Source organism: Larkinella terrae (assembly GCF_009668025.1).
In the GTDB taxonomy this organism is placed as follows: Bacteria; Bacteroidota; Bacteroidia; order Cytophagales; family Spirosomataceae; genus Larkinella; species Larkinella terrae.
Window position 1 is genome coordinate 181779 of the sequence record NZ_WJXZ01000006.1, and the last position, 20414, is coordinate 202192.

18 protein-coding genes are annotated in these 20414 nt (G+C 51.1%); 11 read left to right on the forward strand and 7 right to left on the reverse strand.

The genetic code is table 11. The features are described 5' to 3' along the window. Positions 1-40 precede the first annotated feature (40 nt). The 5 genes from GJJ30_RS11480 to GJJ30_RS11500 all read right to left on the reverse strand — a co-directional run bounded on the left by GJJ30_RS11480 (position 41) and on the right by GJJ30_RS11500 (position 3278). Positions 41-436 (reverse strand): hypothetical protein, encoded by a 396-nt coding sequence (locus GJJ30_RS11480; RefSeq protein ID WP_154175297.1) that lies wholly within the window; start codon positions 434-436, stop codon positions 41-43. 70 nt (positions 437-506) lie between these two features. Next, on the reverse strand, positions 507-1088 hold the full coding sequence (locus GJJ30_RS11485; RefSeq protein WP_154175298.1) for a DUF2911 domain-containing protein: 582 nt from the start codon (positions 1086-1088) through the stop codon (positions 507-509). A gap of 205 nt (positions 1089-1293) precedes the next feature. After that, complete coding sequence (locus GJJ30_RS11490; protein ID WP_154175299.1) at positions 1294-2064, reverse strand: MBL fold metallo-hydrolase; 771 nt, start codon at positions 2062-2064, stop codon at positions 1294-1296. 226 nt (positions 2065-2290) lie between these two features. Beyond that, complete coding sequence (locus GJJ30_RS11495; protein ID WP_154175300.1) at positions 2291-2683, reverse strand: hypothetical protein; 393 nt, start codon at positions 2681-2683, stop codon at positions 2291-2293. A gap of 28 nt (positions 2684-2711) precedes the next feature. Continuing rightward, entirely contained in the window at positions 2712-3278 is a 567-nt protein-coding gene (locus GJJ30_RS11500; RefSeq protein ID WP_154175301.1) for a dihydrofolate reductase family protein, read from the reverse strand. Between the two features lie 360 nt (positions 3279-3638). Here GJJ30_RS11500 and GJJ30_RS11505 point away from each other — a divergent pair, with 360 nt between their 5' ends. The 4 genes from GJJ30_RS11505 (at position 3639) to GJJ30_RS11520 (ending at position 6410) form a co-directional block, all read left to right on the forward strand. Continuing rightward, the gene (locus tag GJJ30_RS11505) at positions 3639-4265 is read left to right on the forward strand and encodes an AlbA family DNA-binding domain-containing protein (protein WP_154175302.1); all 627 of its coding nucleotides are present in this window, start codon (positions 3639-3641) and stop codon (positions 4263-4265) included. Positions 4266-4382: 117 nt separating this feature from the next. Further along, the gene (hemF, locus tag GJJ30_RS11510) at positions 4383-5282 is read left to right on the forward strand and encodes an oxygen-dependent coproporphyrinogen oxidase (RefSeq protein ID WP_154175303.1); all 900 of its coding nucleotides are present in this window, start codon (positions 4383-4385) and stop codon (positions 5280-5282) included. A 9-nt stretch (positions 5283-5291) separates the two neighbouring features. Next, the gene (locus tag GJJ30_RS11515) at positions 5292-5876 is read left to right on the forward strand and encodes a Crp/Fnr family transcriptional regulator (protein ID WP_154175304.1); all 585 of its coding nucleotides are present in this window, start codon (positions 5292-5294) and stop codon (positions 5874-5876) included. A 72-nt stretch (positions 5877-5948) separates the two neighbouring features. Further along, complete coding sequence (locus tag GJJ30_RS11520) at positions 5949-6410, forward strand: DoxX family protein (protein ID WP_154175305.1); 462 nt, start codon at positions 5949-5951, stop codon at positions 6408-6410. 15 nt (positions 6411-6425) lie between these two features. On the opposite strand, the gene menC is transcribed toward GJJ30_RS11520, so the two are convergent. Continuing rightward, positions 6426-7535, reverse strand: coding sequence for an o-succinylbenzoate synthase (gene menC / locus GJJ30_RS11525; protein ID WP_154175306.1), 1110 nt, complete (start codon positions 7533-7535; stop codon positions 6426-6428). 103 nt (positions 7536-7638) lie between these two features. Here menC and lpxK point away from each other — a divergent pair, with 103 nt between their 5' ends. From lpxK to GJJ30_RS11550, 5 genes are all read left to right on the forward strand, one after another. Continuing rightward, complete coding sequence (lpxK, locus tag GJJ30_RS11530; protein WP_154175307.1) at positions 7639-8688, forward strand: tetraacyldisaccharide 4'-kinase; 1050 nt, start codon at positions 7639-7641, stop codon at positions 8686-8688. Between the two features lie 99 nt (positions 8689-8787). Then, entirely contained in the window at positions 8788-10815 is a 2028-nt protein-coding gene (locus GJJ30_RS11535; RefSeq protein ID WP_154175308.1) for a putative porin, read from the forward strand. Between the two features lie 9 nt (positions 10816-10824). Further along, on the forward strand, positions 10825-11775 hold the full coding sequence (locus GJJ30_RS11540; protein ID WP_154175309.1) for a DUF1835 domain-containing protein: 951 nt from the start codon (positions 10825-10827) through the stop codon (positions 11773-11775). Then, positions 11769-12362, forward strand: a complete 594-nt coding sequence (locus GJJ30_RS11545) for a MiaE family protein (protein ID WP_310588236.1) — start codon at positions 11769-11771, stop codon at positions 12360-12362. Before GJJ30_RS11540 ends, GJJ30_RS11545 begins: the two co-directional genes overlap by 7 nt. Positions 12363-12452: 90 nt before the next feature. Further along, on the forward strand, positions 12453-15410 hold the full coding sequence (locus tag GJJ30_RS11550; protein WP_154175311.1) for a PD-(D/E)XK nuclease family protein: 2958 nt from the start codon (positions 12453-12455) through the stop codon (positions 15408-15410). Between the two features lie 105 nt (positions 15411-15515). Here GJJ30_RS11550 and GJJ30_RS11555 read toward each other — a convergent pair whose 3' ends face one another. Beyond that, positions 15516-15902, reverse strand: a complete 387-nt coding sequence (locus GJJ30_RS11555; RefSeq protein ID WP_154175312.1) for a DUF1801 domain-containing protein — start codon at positions 15900-15902, stop codon at positions 15516-15518. A gap of 127 nt (positions 15903-16029) precedes the next feature. On the opposite strand from GJJ30_RS11555, the gene GJJ30_RS11560 reads away from it, so the two are divergent. Further along, complete coding sequence (locus tag GJJ30_RS11560) at positions 16030-17184, forward strand: efflux RND transporter periplasmic adaptor subunit (protein ID WP_310588230.1); 1155 nt, start codon at positions 16030-16032, stop codon at positions 17182-17184. 12 nt (positions 17185-17196) lie between these two features. Then, positions 17197-20370, forward strand: a complete 3174-nt coding sequence (locus GJJ30_RS11565; RefSeq protein WP_154175314.1) for an efflux RND transporter permease subunit — start codon at positions 17197-17199, stop codon at positions 20368-20370. Positions 20371-20414: the final 44 nt, after the last annotated feature.

Below are 20414 nucleotides of genomic sequence, written 5' to 3' on the forward strand. Positions count from 1 at the left end.
ACGAGTTGAGAAAAAATGAATTACAGGCCGTAGCTTTCGTTTAGGCTTGGCCCGACCACAGCAGGCTCGGCATCGCCACGTCCATGCCAATCTGGAAGTCCATGACCCACGCCAGGTCCCGCTCGCGTTTGTTGTAATCGAACTCCAGGTTCGACTGCGCCGACTCGTCATCGTAGAGCCAGGCCACAATGCCGCGCGGCAAAATCAGGGGCGCTTCAAAGGCGGTCGGGCCGCTGGTCAGCATGTAAGGTTCGACGCAGAATTCGATCACCGTGCCCTCGATGGTCTGCTTCTGAAAACCGGCGTTGTAGGGCAGGGTGCCGTAGGTCGACCGGTAGTTGCGCTCGTAGGCTTTCAGGTGCGAAAGCGGGGTCAGGCAGATCAGGTCCTGGTAGAAGTACTCGGTCGGCAGCGTGTCGATCTTAGATCGGTTCACTTATTTGATGCCAAATTAATAATCTAGAGGGGGTTAGATCTTATGATATACCCCTCTAGATTACTATTCCTCAAAACTCAATCGGCACGGCCACCAGCACCGTGTCCCAGCCCATGTACATTGTGGCGGTTTTGGCGTCTTTCTTGGCAAACTGGATCGAGAAATTTTCGATGACGCTGTCCGATTTCTGCACCGGAACCGTCACACGGGCTACGTCGAGGGCTTCGTTGTAGCTGTAGGCACCCCATTGATCGAGATCAGAGCTCAGAATAATTGTCCATTCTTTTTCGGTCGGAATGGCTAGCAGGGCGTAGTTTCCTGCTTTGATTTTTTTGCCGCCGAAGGTTACATCCTGGTAAAATTTGATCTCCGGGGCTTCGTTCGCTCCCGCCCGCCATGCCTTGCCATAGGGTGCCAGTTTTGTTCCGAAAAGCTCCCGGCCATTTTTCCCCGGCCGACTGTAGACAATCCGGACCATCGCCTTGTCGGTACCGATTTTAGCGGGGGCAAATTTGCGGTCGTGGGCGTAATCATCAGGGTAATAGGCCATGTCCATCGGTGATTTGTCGATGCCCCGGAAGGTAAAGGTTTGGGCATTGGCCCCGGTCAGCGCCAGGAAAAGCAATCCAAAAAGCAATGCGGTTTTTTTCATGAGGTTTTTGTGAAATAAATAAATTGGCTTGCGGTTTTTCGTGCCTAATATACAGCATCCCGGCGCGCGATACCGTACTACGGTAAGAATAGACATAAAAAACCAATCAATCGACCGATTGAATCAAATCGGTTGGGCAGTCGTATTGGCTTTTCCGTACACTTAAAACGAACTGAATTCGGAAAGGGGAATGACGTTGAAACGACTAATTCGCCGAAATCCGGAAAACCGGGGTCTCCTCAAACCGCGAGGCCACAATCAATTCGGTACGGTCGACGTGGGGCCGGAACAATTCCCGCAGCAAATCCGGGTTGTTGTTGTCCTTCGATAAGTGCGACAACAGCACGTGGCTCATATAAGCCGGTTTGTGCCGGATGAACAGTTCCAGTGCCTGCTGGTTGGACAAATGGCCTTTGCCACCCCGGATGCGCTGTTTCAGGAAGTACGGATACCGCCCGCGTTCCAGCATTTCATCGTCGTAATTGGCTTCCAGAAAAGCCGCATGGCACTGGCTGAAGTGGTGAACCAGCCGTTCGCAGGGAAGGCCGATATCCGTGAAAACGCCCACATTGGTGTCCTGATCGGAAATCATAAAACTGTGCGGGTCAGCGGCATCGTGGTGTTTGGGGAACGCCGTGATGCGAAGCCCGCCGATCTGAACCGGCTCATTACCGAAGAAAGGATTGACGGGAAATCCCTGGAGCAGCAACCGCGAGTTTCGGAGGGTTTTGACGGTAATAAAAACCGGTATTTTATATTTCCCGGCCAGTTGGGCAAGGCCGCTGATGTGATCGGTATGTTCGTGCGAAATGAAAATGGCTTTTACCGTTTCGAGCGACAATCCCAGCCGCCGAAAGCGGGTTTCGGTCTGGCGGCAGGAAATTCCAACGTCAATTAAAACCGCTTCCTGTTCGTTGCCGATGTAATAACAGTTTCCGTTGCTGCCCGAATTAAGAGAGGAGATAAACAGTGGCATAGACTGGTAAAGATATTAAAAAACGGCCTTACAATGACCGGTTTAAAAAACAATTCCCGGCCTATTGGGCCGGGATGTCCCACTTACCAATCTCTATTAATTAGAAAAGCACAGGGAGTGCCCTTCATTGATAAGAGGGGCAAAAGAGTCGTTTATCACCTTTTTTTTGAAATTATTTTTTCTACTATTCGATAACTCTCAGATAACCAGTAACAAAAAAGTTTTCTTACTCAGGTTTCGACCGGTTTGATTTCGCCTGAACAATGGTAACCGTGGCGGATTTGGTGGCCGGGTTAACCAGACCGTCCTGAATTTCGGGAATCTTCAGGGCAGCCCGGGGGCCGATGGCGGTATCTATGATGCTTTTTGACGAACTGATCTTGTGGTAGGTACTGTCGAAATAATCGAAGCGAATCTCGATGTGCTCATACGCGTACGATTGCGAGGTATTGGTCAGCGTAAACCGGTGTCGGTTCGTGGCGTTTGGCTCATCGCCCTTTTTCCAGACGACGCGGTCGATGAGCAGATCGCGGTAGGCATCCGGCTTCTCTTGGGTTTCGGTTTGGTTCGATTGGCAGGCGAAGGCGGTGATAACCAGCAGCCAGTAAATAACTCTCATACGTATTGATTTCAAGGCGTTTAGCTGATTACTTTCGGCCATAATGCACACCCAGTACGCCGGAAGCAAGTACGGTAGTCTCCAGGAGTTTTAGATATTCGATTTCGTTAATGTTCCGGAATAAAGGTGTTCCCGAACCGAGCAAAACCGGGTTTATAAACAACCAGTATTCGTCTATTAATTGGTATTGCATTAATGAATGGCAGGCTCCCGGACTACCAAAAATTTGAATATTTTTTCCGGGTTCCTCTTTCAAAGACCGGATTTGCTCCGCCAGATTGTCGCCAACAACCTGCACATTCGGGCGATTGGCCTCTTTCCAGGAGTTTGAAACCACCACTTTTTTAACGCTGTTGTACCAGCCCGAATGCTGAATATCGTGCTTCGACGCGCCAGGCTGTTCGCCCGCCGTGGGCCAATAGTTATCCATCATTTCGTAGGTGACGCGCCCGTACAGAGCCGTATCGGCCGCATCGGTCAGCATACCCGAATACTCAAAAAGTTCGTCGTCCACATGAATCCAGTTCATTTCGCCCTTGGGCCCGGCCACAAAACCGTCGAGTGAAATATGCATGGATAAAATCAGTTTTCTCATGACTGCTTGGTTTTACCGTCAAAGTGATCGAATTTGTAATTTCCCGGATGGGAAAGCACCTTAAATTAGTACGATGCCGGTGGTTGCCCGCAATAATGGCTATTTTTCGTAAAAACTACAAAGCCCGGCTGCAACTGCAACCGGGCTTTGTCAGGATTATCTATCGCATAATGAGGTGAACTCATCCAAATATATACTGATAAATTTAAATAATGACAATTTATTCGAGGCTGCGAACGAGGATTTTGCATAGCCTGAGAACTAAATGTCTGATATTTAAGCCGGAATGCCAGGTATATATCTGAACAACGATTTTAGACGGAATGAACAAAGTCCTATTACAACCGGGTTTGAATATGTATGCACTATAACCTCACCGAATTAATTGCCCAGGGCGAAGGAAGCCGACTCGAGTTTAAATCGACCATCCACACCGCCCACCGGATTGCCCGGACGCTGACGGCTTTTTCCAATACGTCGGGCGGCTTGCTGATCATTGGGGTGTCCGACGATGGCCGGGTGACGGGTGTCGAATCGGAATTGTACGAAATGCAGAAAATTGAGAAAGCGACCGATTTCCTGGTTGATCCGGCCATTTCGGTGAGCTACGAAGTAGTAATGGAATCGGGTCGGCAAATCATTTACATTGAGGTACCGGAAAGCGGGGAAAAACCGCATTACGCCATCGACGAGCGGGGCAAACGGACGATTTATGTCCGGGCCAAAGACAAGTCAGTCCCGACTAATAAACTGATTCTGAGCACTTCCGTAACCGCCGATGGTCAGCTCCTGCAAACGTCCAACGTCCGAAATCTGATTCAAGCTTTGCGCAAAACCGACTTCATTACGGCCAAACAATACGCCCAACTGGTCAATATTTCGGAATACCGCGCCAGTAAATTGCTTCATCAATTGACCGGACAGGGTTTGCTGATCATGATTGATAAGCCCCGACCCGTGCGATTTTCTCTGAAAGTCAGTGAGTAAACCGCGTACCGACGGACTTTAGTCCGCATGTCACTGTGATTAAATAAGCTTCTTTCTATTTTTGTCTCTGTTTTATTTAGGATCTGACGGACTCAAGTCTGTCGGTACATACCACGAATGGCTTTCGATAAACAAACGATTACTGATTTTTTTACCGGTTTACAGGATCGGATTTGCCGGGCGCTCGAAGAAACCGACGGAAAAGCGCGTTTTCACGAAGATCTTTGGGAACGGGCCGAAGGCGGGGGAGGCCGGACGCGAATTATCCAGAACGGCGACGTAATCGAAAAAGGCGGGGTGCTGTTTTCGGCCGTGCACGGCCCGGCTTCGGAAGCGACGCTCAAACAGATGAATAGGTCGGAACCAGCCGATTTTTACGCCACCGGCGTCTCCATTGTCATTCATCCGCACAGCCCGCTGGTACCGATCATTCACATGAACGTGCGGTATTTTGAACTCAGTACGGGCGAATGCTGGTTCGGGGGCGGTATTGACCTGACTCCTCATTACGTCGACGACGAGGATGCGCGCTGGTTTCATGAGCAGCTCAAAACCGCCTGTGACCGGCATCATCCGGACTATTACGCCAAATTCAAAACCTGGGCCGACGATTATTTTTTCATCCGTCACCGGGCCGAAACGCGCGGCATTGGCGGAGTTTTCTTCGATTACCTGCGCCCAATCGACGACGATCACAAAGCGGCTTTGTTTGCCTTTGTGCAGGAAATCGGCAATTCGTTTGCCCCGATTTATACCTATTTCATGCAGAAAAACCGGGATTTGCCGTTTGGCGAAACCGAGAAAAAATGGCAGATGCTGCGCCGGGGTCGCTACGTAGAGTTCAATCTGGTCTGGGACCGGGGAACCAAGTTCGGCCTGGAAACCAACGGACGCACGGAATCCATTCTGATGAGCATGCCCCCACAAGCCAACTGGGTTTATGACTACCAGCCACAACCCGGAAGCCGCGAGGAGGAAACCTTGCATAAACTAAAAAAAGGCATTAACTGGGTATAAAACCAAACGATGAATCCGGTTCACCTCGATCGGTTACAGCAGTTCATGAACGGAATCCTCAGCCGCAAATCGGCTGAGTGGCAGCCGTTTATCAACGCTTTTGAATACGCTGAATACCCGAAAAAGAGCTTTCTGACTCAGGCCGGTGAACTCGAAAATTACCTTTATTTCATTCTGGAAGGGGGAACGTCCTCGTATTTTGTGAACGAAGGGCGCGAAAAGTGCCTCGATTTGTGGTTTCCCAACCATTTCGTTTCGTCTTACATGTCTTTTCTGACCCGAAAACCGTCGCAGATTTTTATTCAGGCGCTTTTCCCGACCAAAACATTGCGCATTCATTACGATGTCTTGCAGGGATTTTACGGCAGTCAGGAAGGCAGCAATAAAGTTGGGCGACTGCTGGCCGAAGGGTTGTACATTGCCCGAACCCAGCGCGAAATCCGGTTTTTGAGCCAATCTGCCGAAGAACGCTACCTTGATTTGCTGCAACGGCAACCCCAACTGGTTCAGCAACTTCCGGTCAAGATCATTGCTTCCTACCTGGGAATTCACCCCGAAAGTTTAAGCCGAATCCGGAAGCAACTGATGCCCTGATTTTCCTAACATAGGTCATTTTTACGCAGTAGCCAGCCCCGTAGTTTTGTTTCACACAAATGCACTACGAACATGGCTTTCTTTTTTCTATTGGTATCGATCTGGGCGGTTTTATGGCTGGTTTCCCGGTTTGCCTTTCGGCAGCAACTCGCTTCTCACGCAAAAAAGGGTCGCATTGCAGCCGCCATTGCATTCACGTTGATTGGAATTTCGCACTTGGCGTCGCCCGAAAAATTGGCGTATATGATTGCCGACTGGCTGCCTTACGCCCACGAAATGGTTATTTTGAGCGGAATTGCCGAAATGGCGGGCGGCATCGGTCTACTGTTGCCCCGCTTCCGGCGCCTGGCAGCAATGGGTCTGATTATATTGCTCGTGGTAATCTTTCCGGCCAATATCAACGTGGCTATCAACCAATTACCGGCACCGGGTGGTTTGCCGGCTTCGCCCTGGTATACCTGGTCACGCTTGTTGTTTCAGCCGATGTATATTGCCTGGATCTGGTGGAGCTGTCTTCGGAAGGAGACGAATTAACGCAGAATTTTAGAATCAACTTTCAACCCGCACTCCGCGACCGGCTTCCAGCATTTCCAGATTCCAGCTTTTGGAGAGATCGGTTTTCAGAAAACCGCTTTCAATCGTCAACGGACTTTCAATGTTGTTGTGGTAAAGCTGGCCGGTACCGAGTCCCTGCGGAAGGGGATTTTTGAACTGGGCGGTATACTGCGCAATCGCATTCAGGCCAATATTGGATTCAAGGGCGGACGTAATCCACCAGCCAATGCCGAGCCGGTTGGCAATTTCGATCCATTGAGAGCAATGGCTAAAACCGCCTAACAATGTGGGTTTCAGGATGATGTATTGCGGTTGAATCTTTTTCAACAACCGCATTTTGTCGACATATTCCATGTGGCCGATCAATTCCTCATCGAGCGCAATGGGCACCGGCGACTGGCGACAGAGTTCCGCCATCAGTTCCGGCTGACCCGGTCGGATGGGCTGTTCGATGGAATGGATGTCGTAAACCGCCAGGCAGTTGAGTTTGTTCAGGGCATCTTCTTGACCAAAAGCGCCGTTGACGTCGACGCGCAGTGTGATCTGCTCGGCGCTGAACCGGTTGCGAATGGATTCGAGCAGGGCGCATTCCTGCTGAAAATCAATGGCTCCGATCTTTAACTTGATGGTTGTAAAGCCCGCTTCCAGTTTGTCCTCAATCTGCCGACGCATGAAATCCGGTTTTCCCATCCACACCAACCCGTTGATCGGCAGTTCTTTAGCGCCACTGATAAAACCAGTATCGAAAACTTTGCGGGTTCCGCCGTTGACGTAATCGAGCATGGCGGTTTCGAATCCAAACTGGATCGACGGCAACTGGTCGCTGATAAGTTGCAGGACAATCGGGATGTTCCAGTGAAAAAGTTGCAGGTCTAACTGGTTGAATGTTTGGCAGGTTTGTGCGAGCTGTTCGGCAAAATCAGGGCGGTCGTCAATGCTCAGGCCCCGGAGTGGCGCGCATTCGCCCCAGCCAATCACCGAAGGATCTTCGTCGTCGGAAATGCGGATGAAATAGCTGTCTTTCTGGGTTAATATGCCCCGTGACGTTCCGGCCTCGAACGTAAAATGCAATGTGTATTTGAGGGAGGTGGCCTTGAGACTCATAGTAACGCGAAAGAGACGGCTTTCACCATTAAAAGTAGTAATTTTGGGTGTTACTGAACAGACTTGTTAATAAATTATTACGTAAAATTTAGTGCTCGATCGATTGCTGACTCCACTCAACTGGCTTTATGGCGGAATTACTGATGTTCGTAACTTATTGTATGACAGCAGTATTACTAAATCATTAAGGCCACCAATCTATACCATTAGTGTAGGAAACCTTACCGTTGGTGGAACGGGTAAAACGCCCCATGTCGATTACCTGGTCGATCTGCTAAAGAAAACCGCCCCGACGGCAACGCTCAGCCGGGGGTATGGTCGCCGGACACACGGCTTCCGGATTGCAACGGATGTCGACACCGCCGACACCATTGGCGACGAACCCTTACTTTTGTACCGGAAACATGGAAAAACTGCCGGGCCCGATCAAGTCCGGGTGACGGTGAGCGTGGGCGAAAAACGGGCTGAAGCAATTACGAAACTGTTGGAATATAGTTCAGATTTACAGGTTATTATACTGGATGATGCGTTTCAGCATCGCCCGGTTCAGCCGCATTTGAATATCCTGCTGACGGATTTTAACCGGCCTTTTTATCAGGACCAGCCTTTTCCGGGCGGGCGGCTACGCGAACGGCGACATGGTGCCCGCCGGGCGGATCTGATTGTGGTAACCAAATGCCCGGATAATCTGAGTTCGGCCGAACAAACGGGGATTCGGCAGCGGATTCAAGTGTACAGCCGGGCGGATGTGCCGGTTTTTTTTACCGGTTTTCGGTACGGGAAACCGGTCTGTTTTTTGCCGGAGCTAGGTGTTCAGGCGAGAAACGGGGAAGAGGTGAAAAGCGTCGTTCTGGTATCCGGAATTGCCCGTCCTGAACCGCTGGAAGAGTACGTGAAAGCTCGGTTTTCGATGCTTCGGCACCTGCAATTCGCTGACCATTACCGGTATACGCCCGATGATCTGGAAAAGATTCAGCGTGCGGTACCGCCGGGCGCTGCTGTTTTGACGACCGAAAAGGATTTTGTCAAACTGGCTCCGCTGGTGGCTGAAATGGGCGCGGATGCTACCGGATTTTATTATTTGCCCATTGAAGTGAAGTTTCTGAAGGATGAAAACCGGTTTCGGGAAATGAGTACCCAATTTCAACGCTGATTCGTAGTTGGCCGTCGGAGCGTGTTGTTAAAAAAACTAAAAAGCGAGAAAAGTAATCACCGCGAATCAATAAATTGGCGGAATCCCAGTTCAGACAATATGACCCGACTTTATATTCTTTGTTTAAGTATCCTGTTGTTTTGGTTGATCATTCCGGCTTCGGCGCAGTTGCCCACCCGACTGCCGACATTCCCGGGAGGAGCCAATCGGACCGGGGGGCAAACAACTCCGTCGACCGGTGGCAAGGGGGCAGGCGCGGGCGGGGCTATACTGGACGACTCAACGAAGATGATTTACGGCCCCAAATCAACCCGGTATTTTCTGGAAAGTGACGTGTTGAACAACCGGAAAGCGCTGATTATTATTGATACCACTCTGGAGGGCATTCATCAGGCTCATTACGTCGAACGGCTCGAAAATAAGTATGCGGATCTGGGGAATCTGGGTACGGCCCTGCGACCGGTTTTTTACGAATCGCCCGCCATTGGCACCCAGCTGGGGTATAACGTTTACGGCCTTTACGGCTACCAGACCCAAACCGTCCGGTATTTCGACACCCGCTCGCCGTACACGAACATGGACCTGGTATTGGGCGGGCGCGGGCAAAACCGCATCCATTTCGATTTTACGCAGAATATAAACCAGCGCTGGAATCTCGGTTTCAACCTCCAGCGGATGACCTCGGATTTGCAGTTTGGCGGAACCTCCAGTACGTCCGGTTCGATTTCCACGCAGCGACTGGCCGAAAACTGGAATTTTCTGGTTCACTCCAATTACCGCTCAAAAAACCAGAAATACACCCTGCTGGCGCATTACAACAACATCAACCACCGGATGGCCGATCAGGGCGGGATGATTGAACCCGATACGGTTTCCGGCAACGCGATCAATTCCAACTTTGAATTGCAGCCGGTTTTGACCAACGTCAATTCCCACGAAAAGCGCAATGACCTGCATTTGTACCATCAATACGTGCTCGATACGGCTTTTCAGGTTTACAATATCATCGATTTCCGATCCCAGACGTACAGCTTCTCGGACCCGAATATAACCTCCAATTTGCGTCCCGTTGACTCGTCCCACCCGGAGCGGAAACCGTTTTACCCCAGCGTTTATTTCGATAGCCTGGAAACGAACCAGACCACGCGATTCCGGCTGCTGGATAATCAGATTGGCATAAAAGGACAGTTTGAGACTCGTGGATCGGCTTTTAATTACCGCGCCTGGCTCCGAAACCGGGTTTATGGCCAGAGCTATACGTTCAATGTCGGTCGGCTGCTGCCGGATTCGACTTTCAAAACCAACCGGTTTGAAACGATCGTGGGTGGTTGGCTGGGTTACTACTTCCCGGACAGCCTGACGCGGGCCACGGCGGAAGTCGAATACTTGCTGGGCCGGGATGTCCGGTTTCACGGGCGACTGGAAAGCCGGTTTCTGACGGCGGGTTACGAGAGTATTTTTGCCTCGCCAACGCTGGTTCAGACGCGTTTTATCAGCAATAATTACCAGTGGGATCACGTGACGCGGCAGTCTTCCCAATTTCAGTTGCGCGGTACCCAGCACGCGTACGGACAGTTGAATCTGAAGGTTGGAAAACTGGTTTTGAGTCCCGGTCTGGATTATTACCTGCTGTCGAATTATATTTATTTCGACACAGTTGGGGTTCCGAGACAGGAAAATAACCCATTCAGCGTTTTGCGTACGGGTTTTGGGTTTGAGTTTAAAGCGGGCCGGTTTGCCGCCGTTGGCCAGGGTTATTATACGCTGGTTTCGCGCGATGTGCTGCGGATTCCGAGGCTGTTTGCCAACGCCCGGGTTGAATATAACTTTCTGTTGTTTAAAAAGTTATATGTGCTGACGGGCATTCAGTTTCATTACAAATCGGCTTATTTTGCGGATCAGTACATGCCGCTGACCCAGCAGTATCACTTGCAGAACGAAACGAAGCTTGGCGATTACATCATGGCCGAACCGTTTGCGAATTTCCGGATCAACCGCGTCCGTCTTTTCCTGAAACTGGCCCACGCCAATCAGGATCTGTTCAACAAAATTTATTACAGTGCGCCTTATTACCGGACCATCAACCGCTCGTTTGCATTCGGGGTCCACTGGTTATTATTTGACTAAAACGAACCCGTGAAAATCCTCCACATCCTCAATGGCGACTCAACCGCCGTCTCCTTCGCCGACGCGAATATTCTGGGAAAAACCGATCAGGCCGAAGTCGCCGTCTGGCGGGAAGCGCTATCGGAAGGCCCCGTCAACGCCGACGTTTCGCTGAACGAACTCTGGGACATTCGGCGGGCGTGGCACAAGGTGGCCGACGAACAACCGCAGCCAGAGAAATACAACCAGCTGGTGGTTCAGGAATTTGAAAAAATAGCAAATCCGGCCGATTACGAAGAGATTTACCTCTGGTTCGAGCACGATCTGTTTTGCCAGATCAACCTGGTTTTTCTGCTGGCGCAACTGGGTCAACGGCCGTTGGGAACCACCAGAATCAAACAGGTTTCGGTGGATTCGTTTCCGGGTGTGCCGTTTTTTAAGGGAATCGGAGAATTGAACGGAGCCCAGCTGGCGACCCTGTTTTTGCAGGCCGAAGAGTTGACTCAACACGAACTGGAGCTGGCGCTGAAAGTCTGGAACGCCTACGCCGGACCGGATCCGCTGGAAATTCAGAAACTTCTGGGGGCGGATTTTGGCCGATTGCGGTTTTTGAAAACCGCCTTGACCCTACATTTGCAGCGGTTTCCGTTTACCGAAAACCGCCTGAATCTGATCGAACACCTGCTGACGGCTACGTTGATGGAAGGCCCAATGCCCGAATCGGACCTGATCGGGCGGTTTTTGAAACAGGACCGGGTTTACGGAATCACGGATTTGAGCATCGGCGAAACCATTCGGCAACTGAATGGAAAATTGTGGGCTTACACCGAAGAGGGCGTGGGTCTGACCGAAACCGGTGCCGACATCATTGCCGGTCGGCGGACGCTGAACCCGGTGGAACGCTGGCTGGGCGGTTTTTACCAGACCGGCGACTCGCCGTATCGATGGGACCGCGAATTGGAAAAACTGATCGAATTGTGATTACAACCTTAGGACTGGAGCTCCCGACCGACCCGCGCTGGGTCGATATTGCCCGAATGAACCTCGGCGATATCCTGATCGATCACGCGTTTTGTGAGCAAAAAGCCGCATCGTCGTGTATCTCGCTGATCGTTCAGTATCCCGAACACGAAAAGCTGGTCGAGGTGCTGACGCCGGTGGTGGCTGAAGAATGGGGTCATTTTCAGCGGGTGTTAAAAGAATTGCGGAAACGGAACATCCCGCTCGGAAAACCGCGCAAGGACGAATACGTGAATCAATTGCAGCAGATTCTGCGGAAACCGAGCGCCCGAAACGAGCAATTGATGGAAAAACTGCTGCTGAATGCGCTCATTGAAGCCCGAAGCGCGGAGCGCTTTAAGTTGCTGTCCGAGAGCCTGTCCGACGAACCGCTGCAAAAATTTTACCGCGAACTGATGATTTCGGAAGCCGGTCATTACCGCAATTTTATCGAACTGGCGGAAGAGTACAACCCCAAAGAGCGGGTCAGAAAACGCTGGAAAGAATTTCTGGAAGCCGAAGCTGATATTATGAAAACACTGGAAGTTCGGCCCGACCGGTTTCATTGAACCTTGCAAAACCGTAGTTTTCGCCGTATTTTTGATAATCAACTACTGTATTTCCGGGTAGCCCGAATCGTCGATGCCCGGCCCCATTAAATGTCATTCTTACGCCTGGTTGCCAATCATATTTTCCAGCGCCATCAAACGCGGATGGACAACGTTTGGGTGATTGTGCCAACGCGTCGGGCGGTATCCACGTTCCAGCAGCACCTGAGCGAACACGCCGACACGCCCTTTTTGTCGCCCCACGTCCTGGCCGTCGACGATTTTATCATGCAGAGCGCGGGCGTGTTGCTGATCGATCCGGTCAGTTTACTGTTCGAACTGTTCGAAGTATTCAAGGAAATCGACGATTCGCTGGAATTTGGGCGGTTTTTGAACTGGGCGAGCATCCTGCTCACCGACTTCGACCGCATCGACCAGTACATGATTTCGCCTTCCGAGCTATTTAGTTACATGACAGCCGCCAAAGCCCTCGAACGCTGGAAACTCGAACTGCCCGACGGCCGGGCACCCAAACTCGAAACCGCCGGTACGCAGCGGTATTTCAAATTATTCGAAAATCTGGAAATCGCCTACCAGGCGCTGCACGACCGGCTTTTGGCGAAAGGCTGGGCGTACCGGGGCATGGCGTACCGCTTGCTGGCTAACCGGGTCGACGAGCTGGTGCGCGACAATCCGGCGTATGAAAAACTCTATTTTGTCGGGTTCAACGCCCTCAGCCGTTCGGAAGAGGAGATTGTTAAAACGCTGGTGAAGGCCCAGAAAGCTGAAATGCTCTGGGATACGGATTCGTACTACATGCAGTCCCGGCGACAGGAAGCCGGAAAAATGCTGCGAACGTATAAAACCGCCGGTTGGACCGGCCCCTGGACCTGGGAAGAGAAAAACCTTACCGAAACGCCCAAACACATCCAAATTATCGGCGTTCCGAATGCCAGCATGCAGGCCAAAGTGGCCAGCCAATTGTACCGCCAAAAACCGGTCGATGATTCCGAATCCAGTACGACCGCGCTGGTGCTGGGCGATGAAACCTTGTTGTTACCGGTGCTGTATTCACTCGGCGGTTCAGTAAGCGATCTGAACGTTACGATGGGGCTTTCGTTGCAGAATTCCAATCTGTTTACACTGGTCGATGCCCTTTTCGAAATGCAGCGAACGGTGGCGGCTTTTCAGAAAAAAGACGGCAGCGGTACGGTTTTTATCCCGAAATTCAACCACCGGAACGTAGTGAAAGTGCTGAATCATCCGTTCATCCGGCAGTATGAACAGGTGGAATCCAAAGCGTCGAAAACCGCTCCGGTGCGGATTGTCCAGCGCGCCATCAACACCATTACGACCGATAATCTGGTGTATCTGGACGAAAAACAGTTGCTGCAAATGGGCGACGGCAGCCCGCTGTTCGAGGTGCTGTTTCGCCGGTGGCCCGACGATAAACCGCTGGTCATCATTCACCAGTTTTACGCGCTGATCGATGTCTTGAAAGAAGTGTATACCGACCAGCAGGATGCAATTGAAACCGAATACCTGTATCTATTCCAGAATTTACTGCGCCAACTGGAAACCACGCTCGAACGCGAGCAACGCAACGAACTGGTGACCATCAAGAGCTTAAAGCAGTTTTTGTACGAACTGATCCGGCAAACCAGCATTCCGTTCGAGAGCGAGGGCGGCAGTGCGCTGCAGGTGATGGGAATGCTCGAAACGCGGGCGCTGGATTTTGATCACCTGATCATTCTGTCGGTAAACGAAGGCGTTTTGCCGCAGTCGCGGAAGCTCAACTCGCTGATTCCGTTCGATGCCTGCGTGGAAGTCGGTTTGCCGACCTATCAGGATCAGGAATCGGTCATGTCGTACCACTTTTACCGGTTATTGCAGCGAGCGAAAAATGTATCGCTGCTGTATGTTACTTCCGCCGACGCTTACGGCACCAGCAAGGGTGAAAAAAGCCGGTTTATCCGGCAGATTGAACACGAACTGGTCCCGGCGTCGGGCGGAAATATAACCGTTAGCTACCCTACGGTGCGGTTTGGACAACTTGCGGACAAAAAACCGGTGATGTTACCGTTCGATACGCTTGAAATCCCGAAAAGCGACGCGATTCTGGCGAAGCTGAAAAGAGATTTGACGGCCCAGTTCGATCCGGTCAAAAACCGCACTTTCGGGGGAATTTATCCTACTTCGCTGAATAATTTTGTGAGCTGTTCGCTCAAATATTATTTCAGCCGGGTCATCAAGATGGAAGAAGATGACGAGGTGAGCGACGGTATGGATGCGGCCGAGTTTGGACAATGGATTCATAACACGCTCGAAACGCTCGATCAGGAACACCGCATGGTCGGGGAGGAGGTGACGAATGAAACCGTGATTGAAACGCTGAAACGGAAGTACGAGGAAACGTTTGCGAACCGCATGACGGAGTCGGGCATGAACCGCTTGCTGTACCGGGTTGCCGAAGATCTGATGGTGCGTTTCAATGCGTTGCAGGCCGAAAAGTATGGCAAAAACCTGGAGGTCTTGCAAACGGAAGAAGAATGGGATGCGGAACTGCTGGTTGAAACTGCCATCGGGACGATACCCATCCGAATTGCCGGAAAGATCGACCGGGTCGAGCGTCTGAGGATGCCCGACGGTTCGGTACAGATTCGGGTGGCCGACTACAAAACCGGTAAAGTGGAAGCCAAAGATGCGGATGTTAAAACCATCGACCTGCTCTTGACCGACGCCCTGAAAGATAAGGCGCGGCAGTTATGGCTTTACCAGTATCTGGTGTACCGGAAAATGCTGCAAAACAAGGGATTGCAGTTTGGCGACGAGTGGATCGACGGCACGAAAACCAACGTGGTCGCTGGTTTTTATTCGTTCCGAAATCTGGAAGGCGGTTTTATGGAAAACAAGCTGTACCTGGGACCGCCCGAAGAATTCGTTGTACAAACGGAAATGCATCTCCGCAAACTCATCGCCGAACTGTTCGATCCCAACCAGCCTTTCCGGAAAACCGCCGACAAAAAAATCTGCGAATGGTGCGATTACCGCAAACTTTGTGGAAGGTAGTTTTAATCATAAATGTAAAATGATGAATGTAAAATGTAAAAGCGAGCGCGCCCGGAAAACTTTTACATTCGTCATTTTACATTCATCATTCGATATTCTCATTTTTTACTCTCTTTTCTTGTGAAAAACGGCCGGTTTTTCCTTCGAGGTTTCGTTGAGCAAAATCGCGTCCTGGATTAATTCCCGAATCAGATCTTCGTTGACGGCGTCCGCCTGAACAATAATGGACTTGACGGTTCGGCGGCCACGGCCTTCCAGAACGCCCCGCTCATCCGCTAATTCGTAGCCTCTCAGAAAGCAAATATCGACGGCGGCTACCGGCGTTCGGAGCGGATTGAGGTAACACAAATGGCCTTTGTAAAGGTAAAAAGGTACGCCCCAGCTAATTTTTTCCTGAATTTTTGGGGACGCATCCAGGATTAATCGACGTATTTGGGCTAATAAGCGGTGAATTTCGGGTGTTTGTCGATTAATGTATTCGTCAACTGTCATGGCTTGTTGTAATGGAGTAATTTCGGTGCTAAGTTAGCTGAAAAATCAGATTCAGACAGTAAACCTGCTGTCTGATGTTACTTTCTCAAAGGGCGCAATGCCGCGCTCGATTCAACACGCTATTTCTGTGAAAAGGTGGATTGCAATTATTCTGGTGGTGCTGGTATTAGGTGGCGTCATCTATTACAACAAGTTTTATAAACAACAACCCGGTGGTTCGGGTGGCGGCCGGGGAGGTGCTCCGTCCGGGCAGGCTGGCGGTCGGCCCGGTGGTGGACCAACGGCGGTGAATGTCTTTGTGGTAACCTCGCAAAATCTGAAAGATGAGGTAGTGGCAACGGGTTCCCTTCTTGCCTCCGAGCAGGTGGATATTTACCCGGAAATTTCGGGTCGGATTGTTGAATTGAACATTCAGGAAGGCCGTTCCGTTAGCCAGGGAACGCTCCTTGTTAAATTATATGATGGTGATTTACAGGCACAATTGCTGAAATTGCGGTCATTGGAAGAAAATAACCGCCGAATTGAAGAACGGAATAAACAATTGTTGCAGCGGGGTGGTATTAGTCAGCAGGAATACGACATCATCGTTACCAACCTGAAAGGTACACTGGCCGATATCGAGGTGACCAAAGCGGCTCTGCGCAAAACGGAAATCCGGGCGCCCTTTTCGGGCAGTATGGGTTTGCGGAACGTCAGCCTGGGAGCCGTTGTGAGTCCGAACACGTTGATTGCCAGGTTGCAGCAGACGAACTCGATGAAGCTGGACTTTTCGGTGCCGGAAAAATATGGCCCGTCTGTAAAAATCGGCAGCGTTATTTCGTTTCAGATTGACGGATCGGACAAAACGTTTAACGGATCGGTGTATGCCATTGAGCCGGGGGTTGAAGAAGCGACCCGGAATTTGCGCATTCGGGCGCGGGTGAACAACAACTCGTCGAACCTTCGTCCCGGTACGTTTGCGAAAGTGAATCTGGTGATCAACACCTCAAATGCGCTGATCGTGCCGACGCAGTCAGTTATTCCTCAAACGCGTGGTAGCCAGGTCGTGGTGATTAAAAACGGAAAGGCGGTTTTTCAGGATGTAAAAATTGGTTTGCGAAACGCCAGTGTTGTCGAGGTCACGCAGGGGTTGCAGAAAGGCGACTCTGTGGCTACGACCGGTTTGATTTTCCTCCGTCCGGAATCGCCGGTTAAAGTGGCTAAAATTGAAAAATTGACGGGTCAGAACCAGAGCCAATCAGCCGAAGGTTCCGGTGCGGGTAATAGTGCCAGCATGAAATAACGAGCTAATCCTATGAGTTTACCTTCAGTAAGTTTACGTCGACCGGTATTCGCCATGGTAATGTCGATTGTCATCATCCTGTTCGGGGTGATTGGCTTTACCTTTCTGGGCGTGCGCGAATACCCGGCCATTGATCCGCCGATTATTTCGGTTCGGACCAGCTACGTCGGTGCTAACCCGGAGATTATCGAATCCCAGATTACGGAACCGATTGAAAAATCGCTTAACAGTATCGAAGGCATTCGAACCATCTCGTCGAACAGCGCACTCGGCAGTAGTAACATTACGATCGAATTTGAATTAGGTGCCGACCTGGAGCGGGCCGCCAACGACGTTCGGGACAAAGTGGCGCAATCGCAGCGGCAACTTCCGCAGGACATCGATGCGCCACCGGTGGTGAGCAAGGCGGATGCCAACTCCGATCCGATTATTTTCATGCCGATTCAGAGCACCACCCGCAATCCGATGCAGTTGTCGGATTATGCGGAAAACGTGCTTCAGGAGCGTTTGCAAACTATTCCCGGTGTCAGCCAGGTGATGATTTTCGGTCTAAAACGCCCCGCCATGCGGCTCTGGATCGACCCACACAAACTTTCGGCCTATCGCTTGACCGCTCAGGATATTCAGGATGCCCTGACCCGCCAGAATGTTGAGTTGCCGGGTGGTAAAATCTACGGAAACAACACGGAGCTGACCGTTAAAGCCGCCGGCCGGTTATCCACGGAAGAGGATTTCAATAACCTAATTCTGCGTCAGACCGCCAACCAGATTGTGCGGTTTAAGGATGTGGGCTATGCGGTTTTAGGGCCGGAAAATGAAGAGTCTTCCGCCAAGCAGAACAACGCTTCGGGTGCTATTCTGGTGATGATTCCGCAGCCGGGCGCCAATTATGTGGCCATTGCCGATGAATTTAACCGGCGTCTGAATGACATTAAACGGGAATTGCCGCCCGATATCAAGATTCGGAACGGGATCGACCGGACGATTTTTATTCGGAAATCGATCGAAGAAGTGGGGGAAACCATCCTGCTGGCTTTCGTTCTGGTTGTTATTGTCATCTACCTGTTCTTCCGCGACTGGCTGATCTCCATTCGACCGCTGATCGATATTCCGGTTTCGCTGATCGGAACGTTTTTCGTGATGTATATTTCCGGGTTTAGTATCAACGTGTTAACGCTGCTCGGAATCGTTCTGGCAACCGGTCTGGTGGTGGATGACGGGATTGTGGTAACGGAAAACATCTTCAAAAAAATCGAAGGTGGAATGGAGCTGAAACGGGCCGCGAAAGAAGGGTCGGAAGAGATTTTCTTTGCCGTTATTTCCACCTCCGCAACGTTGGCAATCGTGTTTTTGCCGGTAATCTTTCTGGAAGGTTTTACGGGTCGACTCTTTCGCGAATTCGGGGTCGTTGTCGCCAGTTCCGTATTGATTTCGGCGTTCGTTTCCCTGACTCTCACCCCGGTTTTGAGTGTTAAGCTGGTCAGCAAGGATCACGGAAAAGGATCGTGGTTTTACCGGAAAACCGAACCTTTTTACCAGTGGCTGGATGAATCCTACCGGTCTTCGCTGACCGATTTCATGGGCCGCCGTCGGTGGGCATTTGGGCTGATTGCGGTTTGTATCGCCATTATATTCGGCATTGGTTCGACCTTGAAATCGGAGTTGGCTCCGCTCGAAGACCGGGGTCGGGTTCGGATTCCGATTACGGCTCCCGAAGGAACGAGTTACGAAGCCATGAGCCGGATCTCGGACAAAGTCAATCAATTTGTGCTGGATTCGGTGCCGGAAATCAACTTTACGTTCAGCGTTATTGCTCCCGGCAATTCAGGTTCGGGGGCCGTTAACTCCGGCTTCGTTGCGCTTAACCTGGTCGACTCGAAAGATCGGAAACGGTCACAACAGGATATTACTGATTTCCTGAGCAAAAACCTGAAGAACTTCAGTGAAGCCCGTATGAATGCTACCCAGGAGCAGACCATCCAGGTCGGACGCGGTGGCGGTGGTGGGGGCGGGGGACTTCCCGTTCAGTTTGTGATTCAGAACCTGAATTTTGACAAGCTGCAACAGGCATTGCCGAAATTCATGGATGAGGTGCAGAAAGATCCCACCTTTCAGGGTTTTGATGTGGATTTGAAGTTTAACAAACCGGAATTGAACCTGACTATCGATCGCGAAAAAGCGACGAGTCTTGGCGTAACGGTTCAGGATGTGGCCCAAACACTTCAGCTGGCCCTCAGCAACCGGCGTCTGGCCTACTTCCTTATGAACGGGAAGCAATACCAGGTGATTGGTCAGGTGTCGCGCGATGACCGCGACGAACCGGTCGATCTGGCGTCGTTCTACGTTCGGAATAATGTAGGCAACCTCGTTCAGTTGGATAACCTCGTGAAATTCGCCGAAGTATCCAGTCCCCCGCAGGTATATCACTACAACCGGTTTAAAGCCGCAACGGTATCCGCCGGTCTGGCTCCGGGCAAAACCATTGGTGATGGCGTTGATGCCATGCGGGCTATTGCGGCCCGCACGCTCGACGACACTTTCCAGACGGCGCTTGCCGGTTCATCCCGTGACTACGCCGAAAGTTCGTCAAACACTTTGTTTGCGTTTGTCCTGGCGCTGGTGCTGATTTACCTGATTCTGGCGGCTCAGTTTGAGAGCTTTACCGATCCGTTCATCATCATGCTAACCGTGCCGCTGGCGATTGCGGGGGCGGTTTTATCCCTCTGGATGTTCAATCAGACCCTCAATATTTTCTCGCAGATCGGTATCATCATGTTGGTGGGTCTGGTGACGAAAAACGGGATTCTAATCGTGGAGTTTGCCAACGAGAAACGGAAGGAAGGTATGAATAAAGTAGAGGCCGCTATCGAAGCTTCTGCGCTGCGGCTCCGCCCGATTCTGATGACGAGTCTCGTAACAGCCTTTGGGGCATTACCGATTGCAATGGGTCTCGGTGCAGCTGCTAAAAGCCGGATTCCGCTCGGGGTCGTTATCGTGGGTGGAATTATGTTCTCACTGGTACTGACGCTCTTTGTTATTCCAGCCATGTATTCGTTCATGTCGCGCTTCAAGGCAGTCGACAACTCGGCCTACGAAGATCAGCCTTATCCGCAGCCATTGCCGCTTCCGGAACCGGAGAAACCGCGGAAACGGAAGAGCGAAGAGCTCCACGGAGAAGAAGTATAAAACGAAAAAACCGGCCATCTGCCGGTTTTTTCGTTACTGCCAAA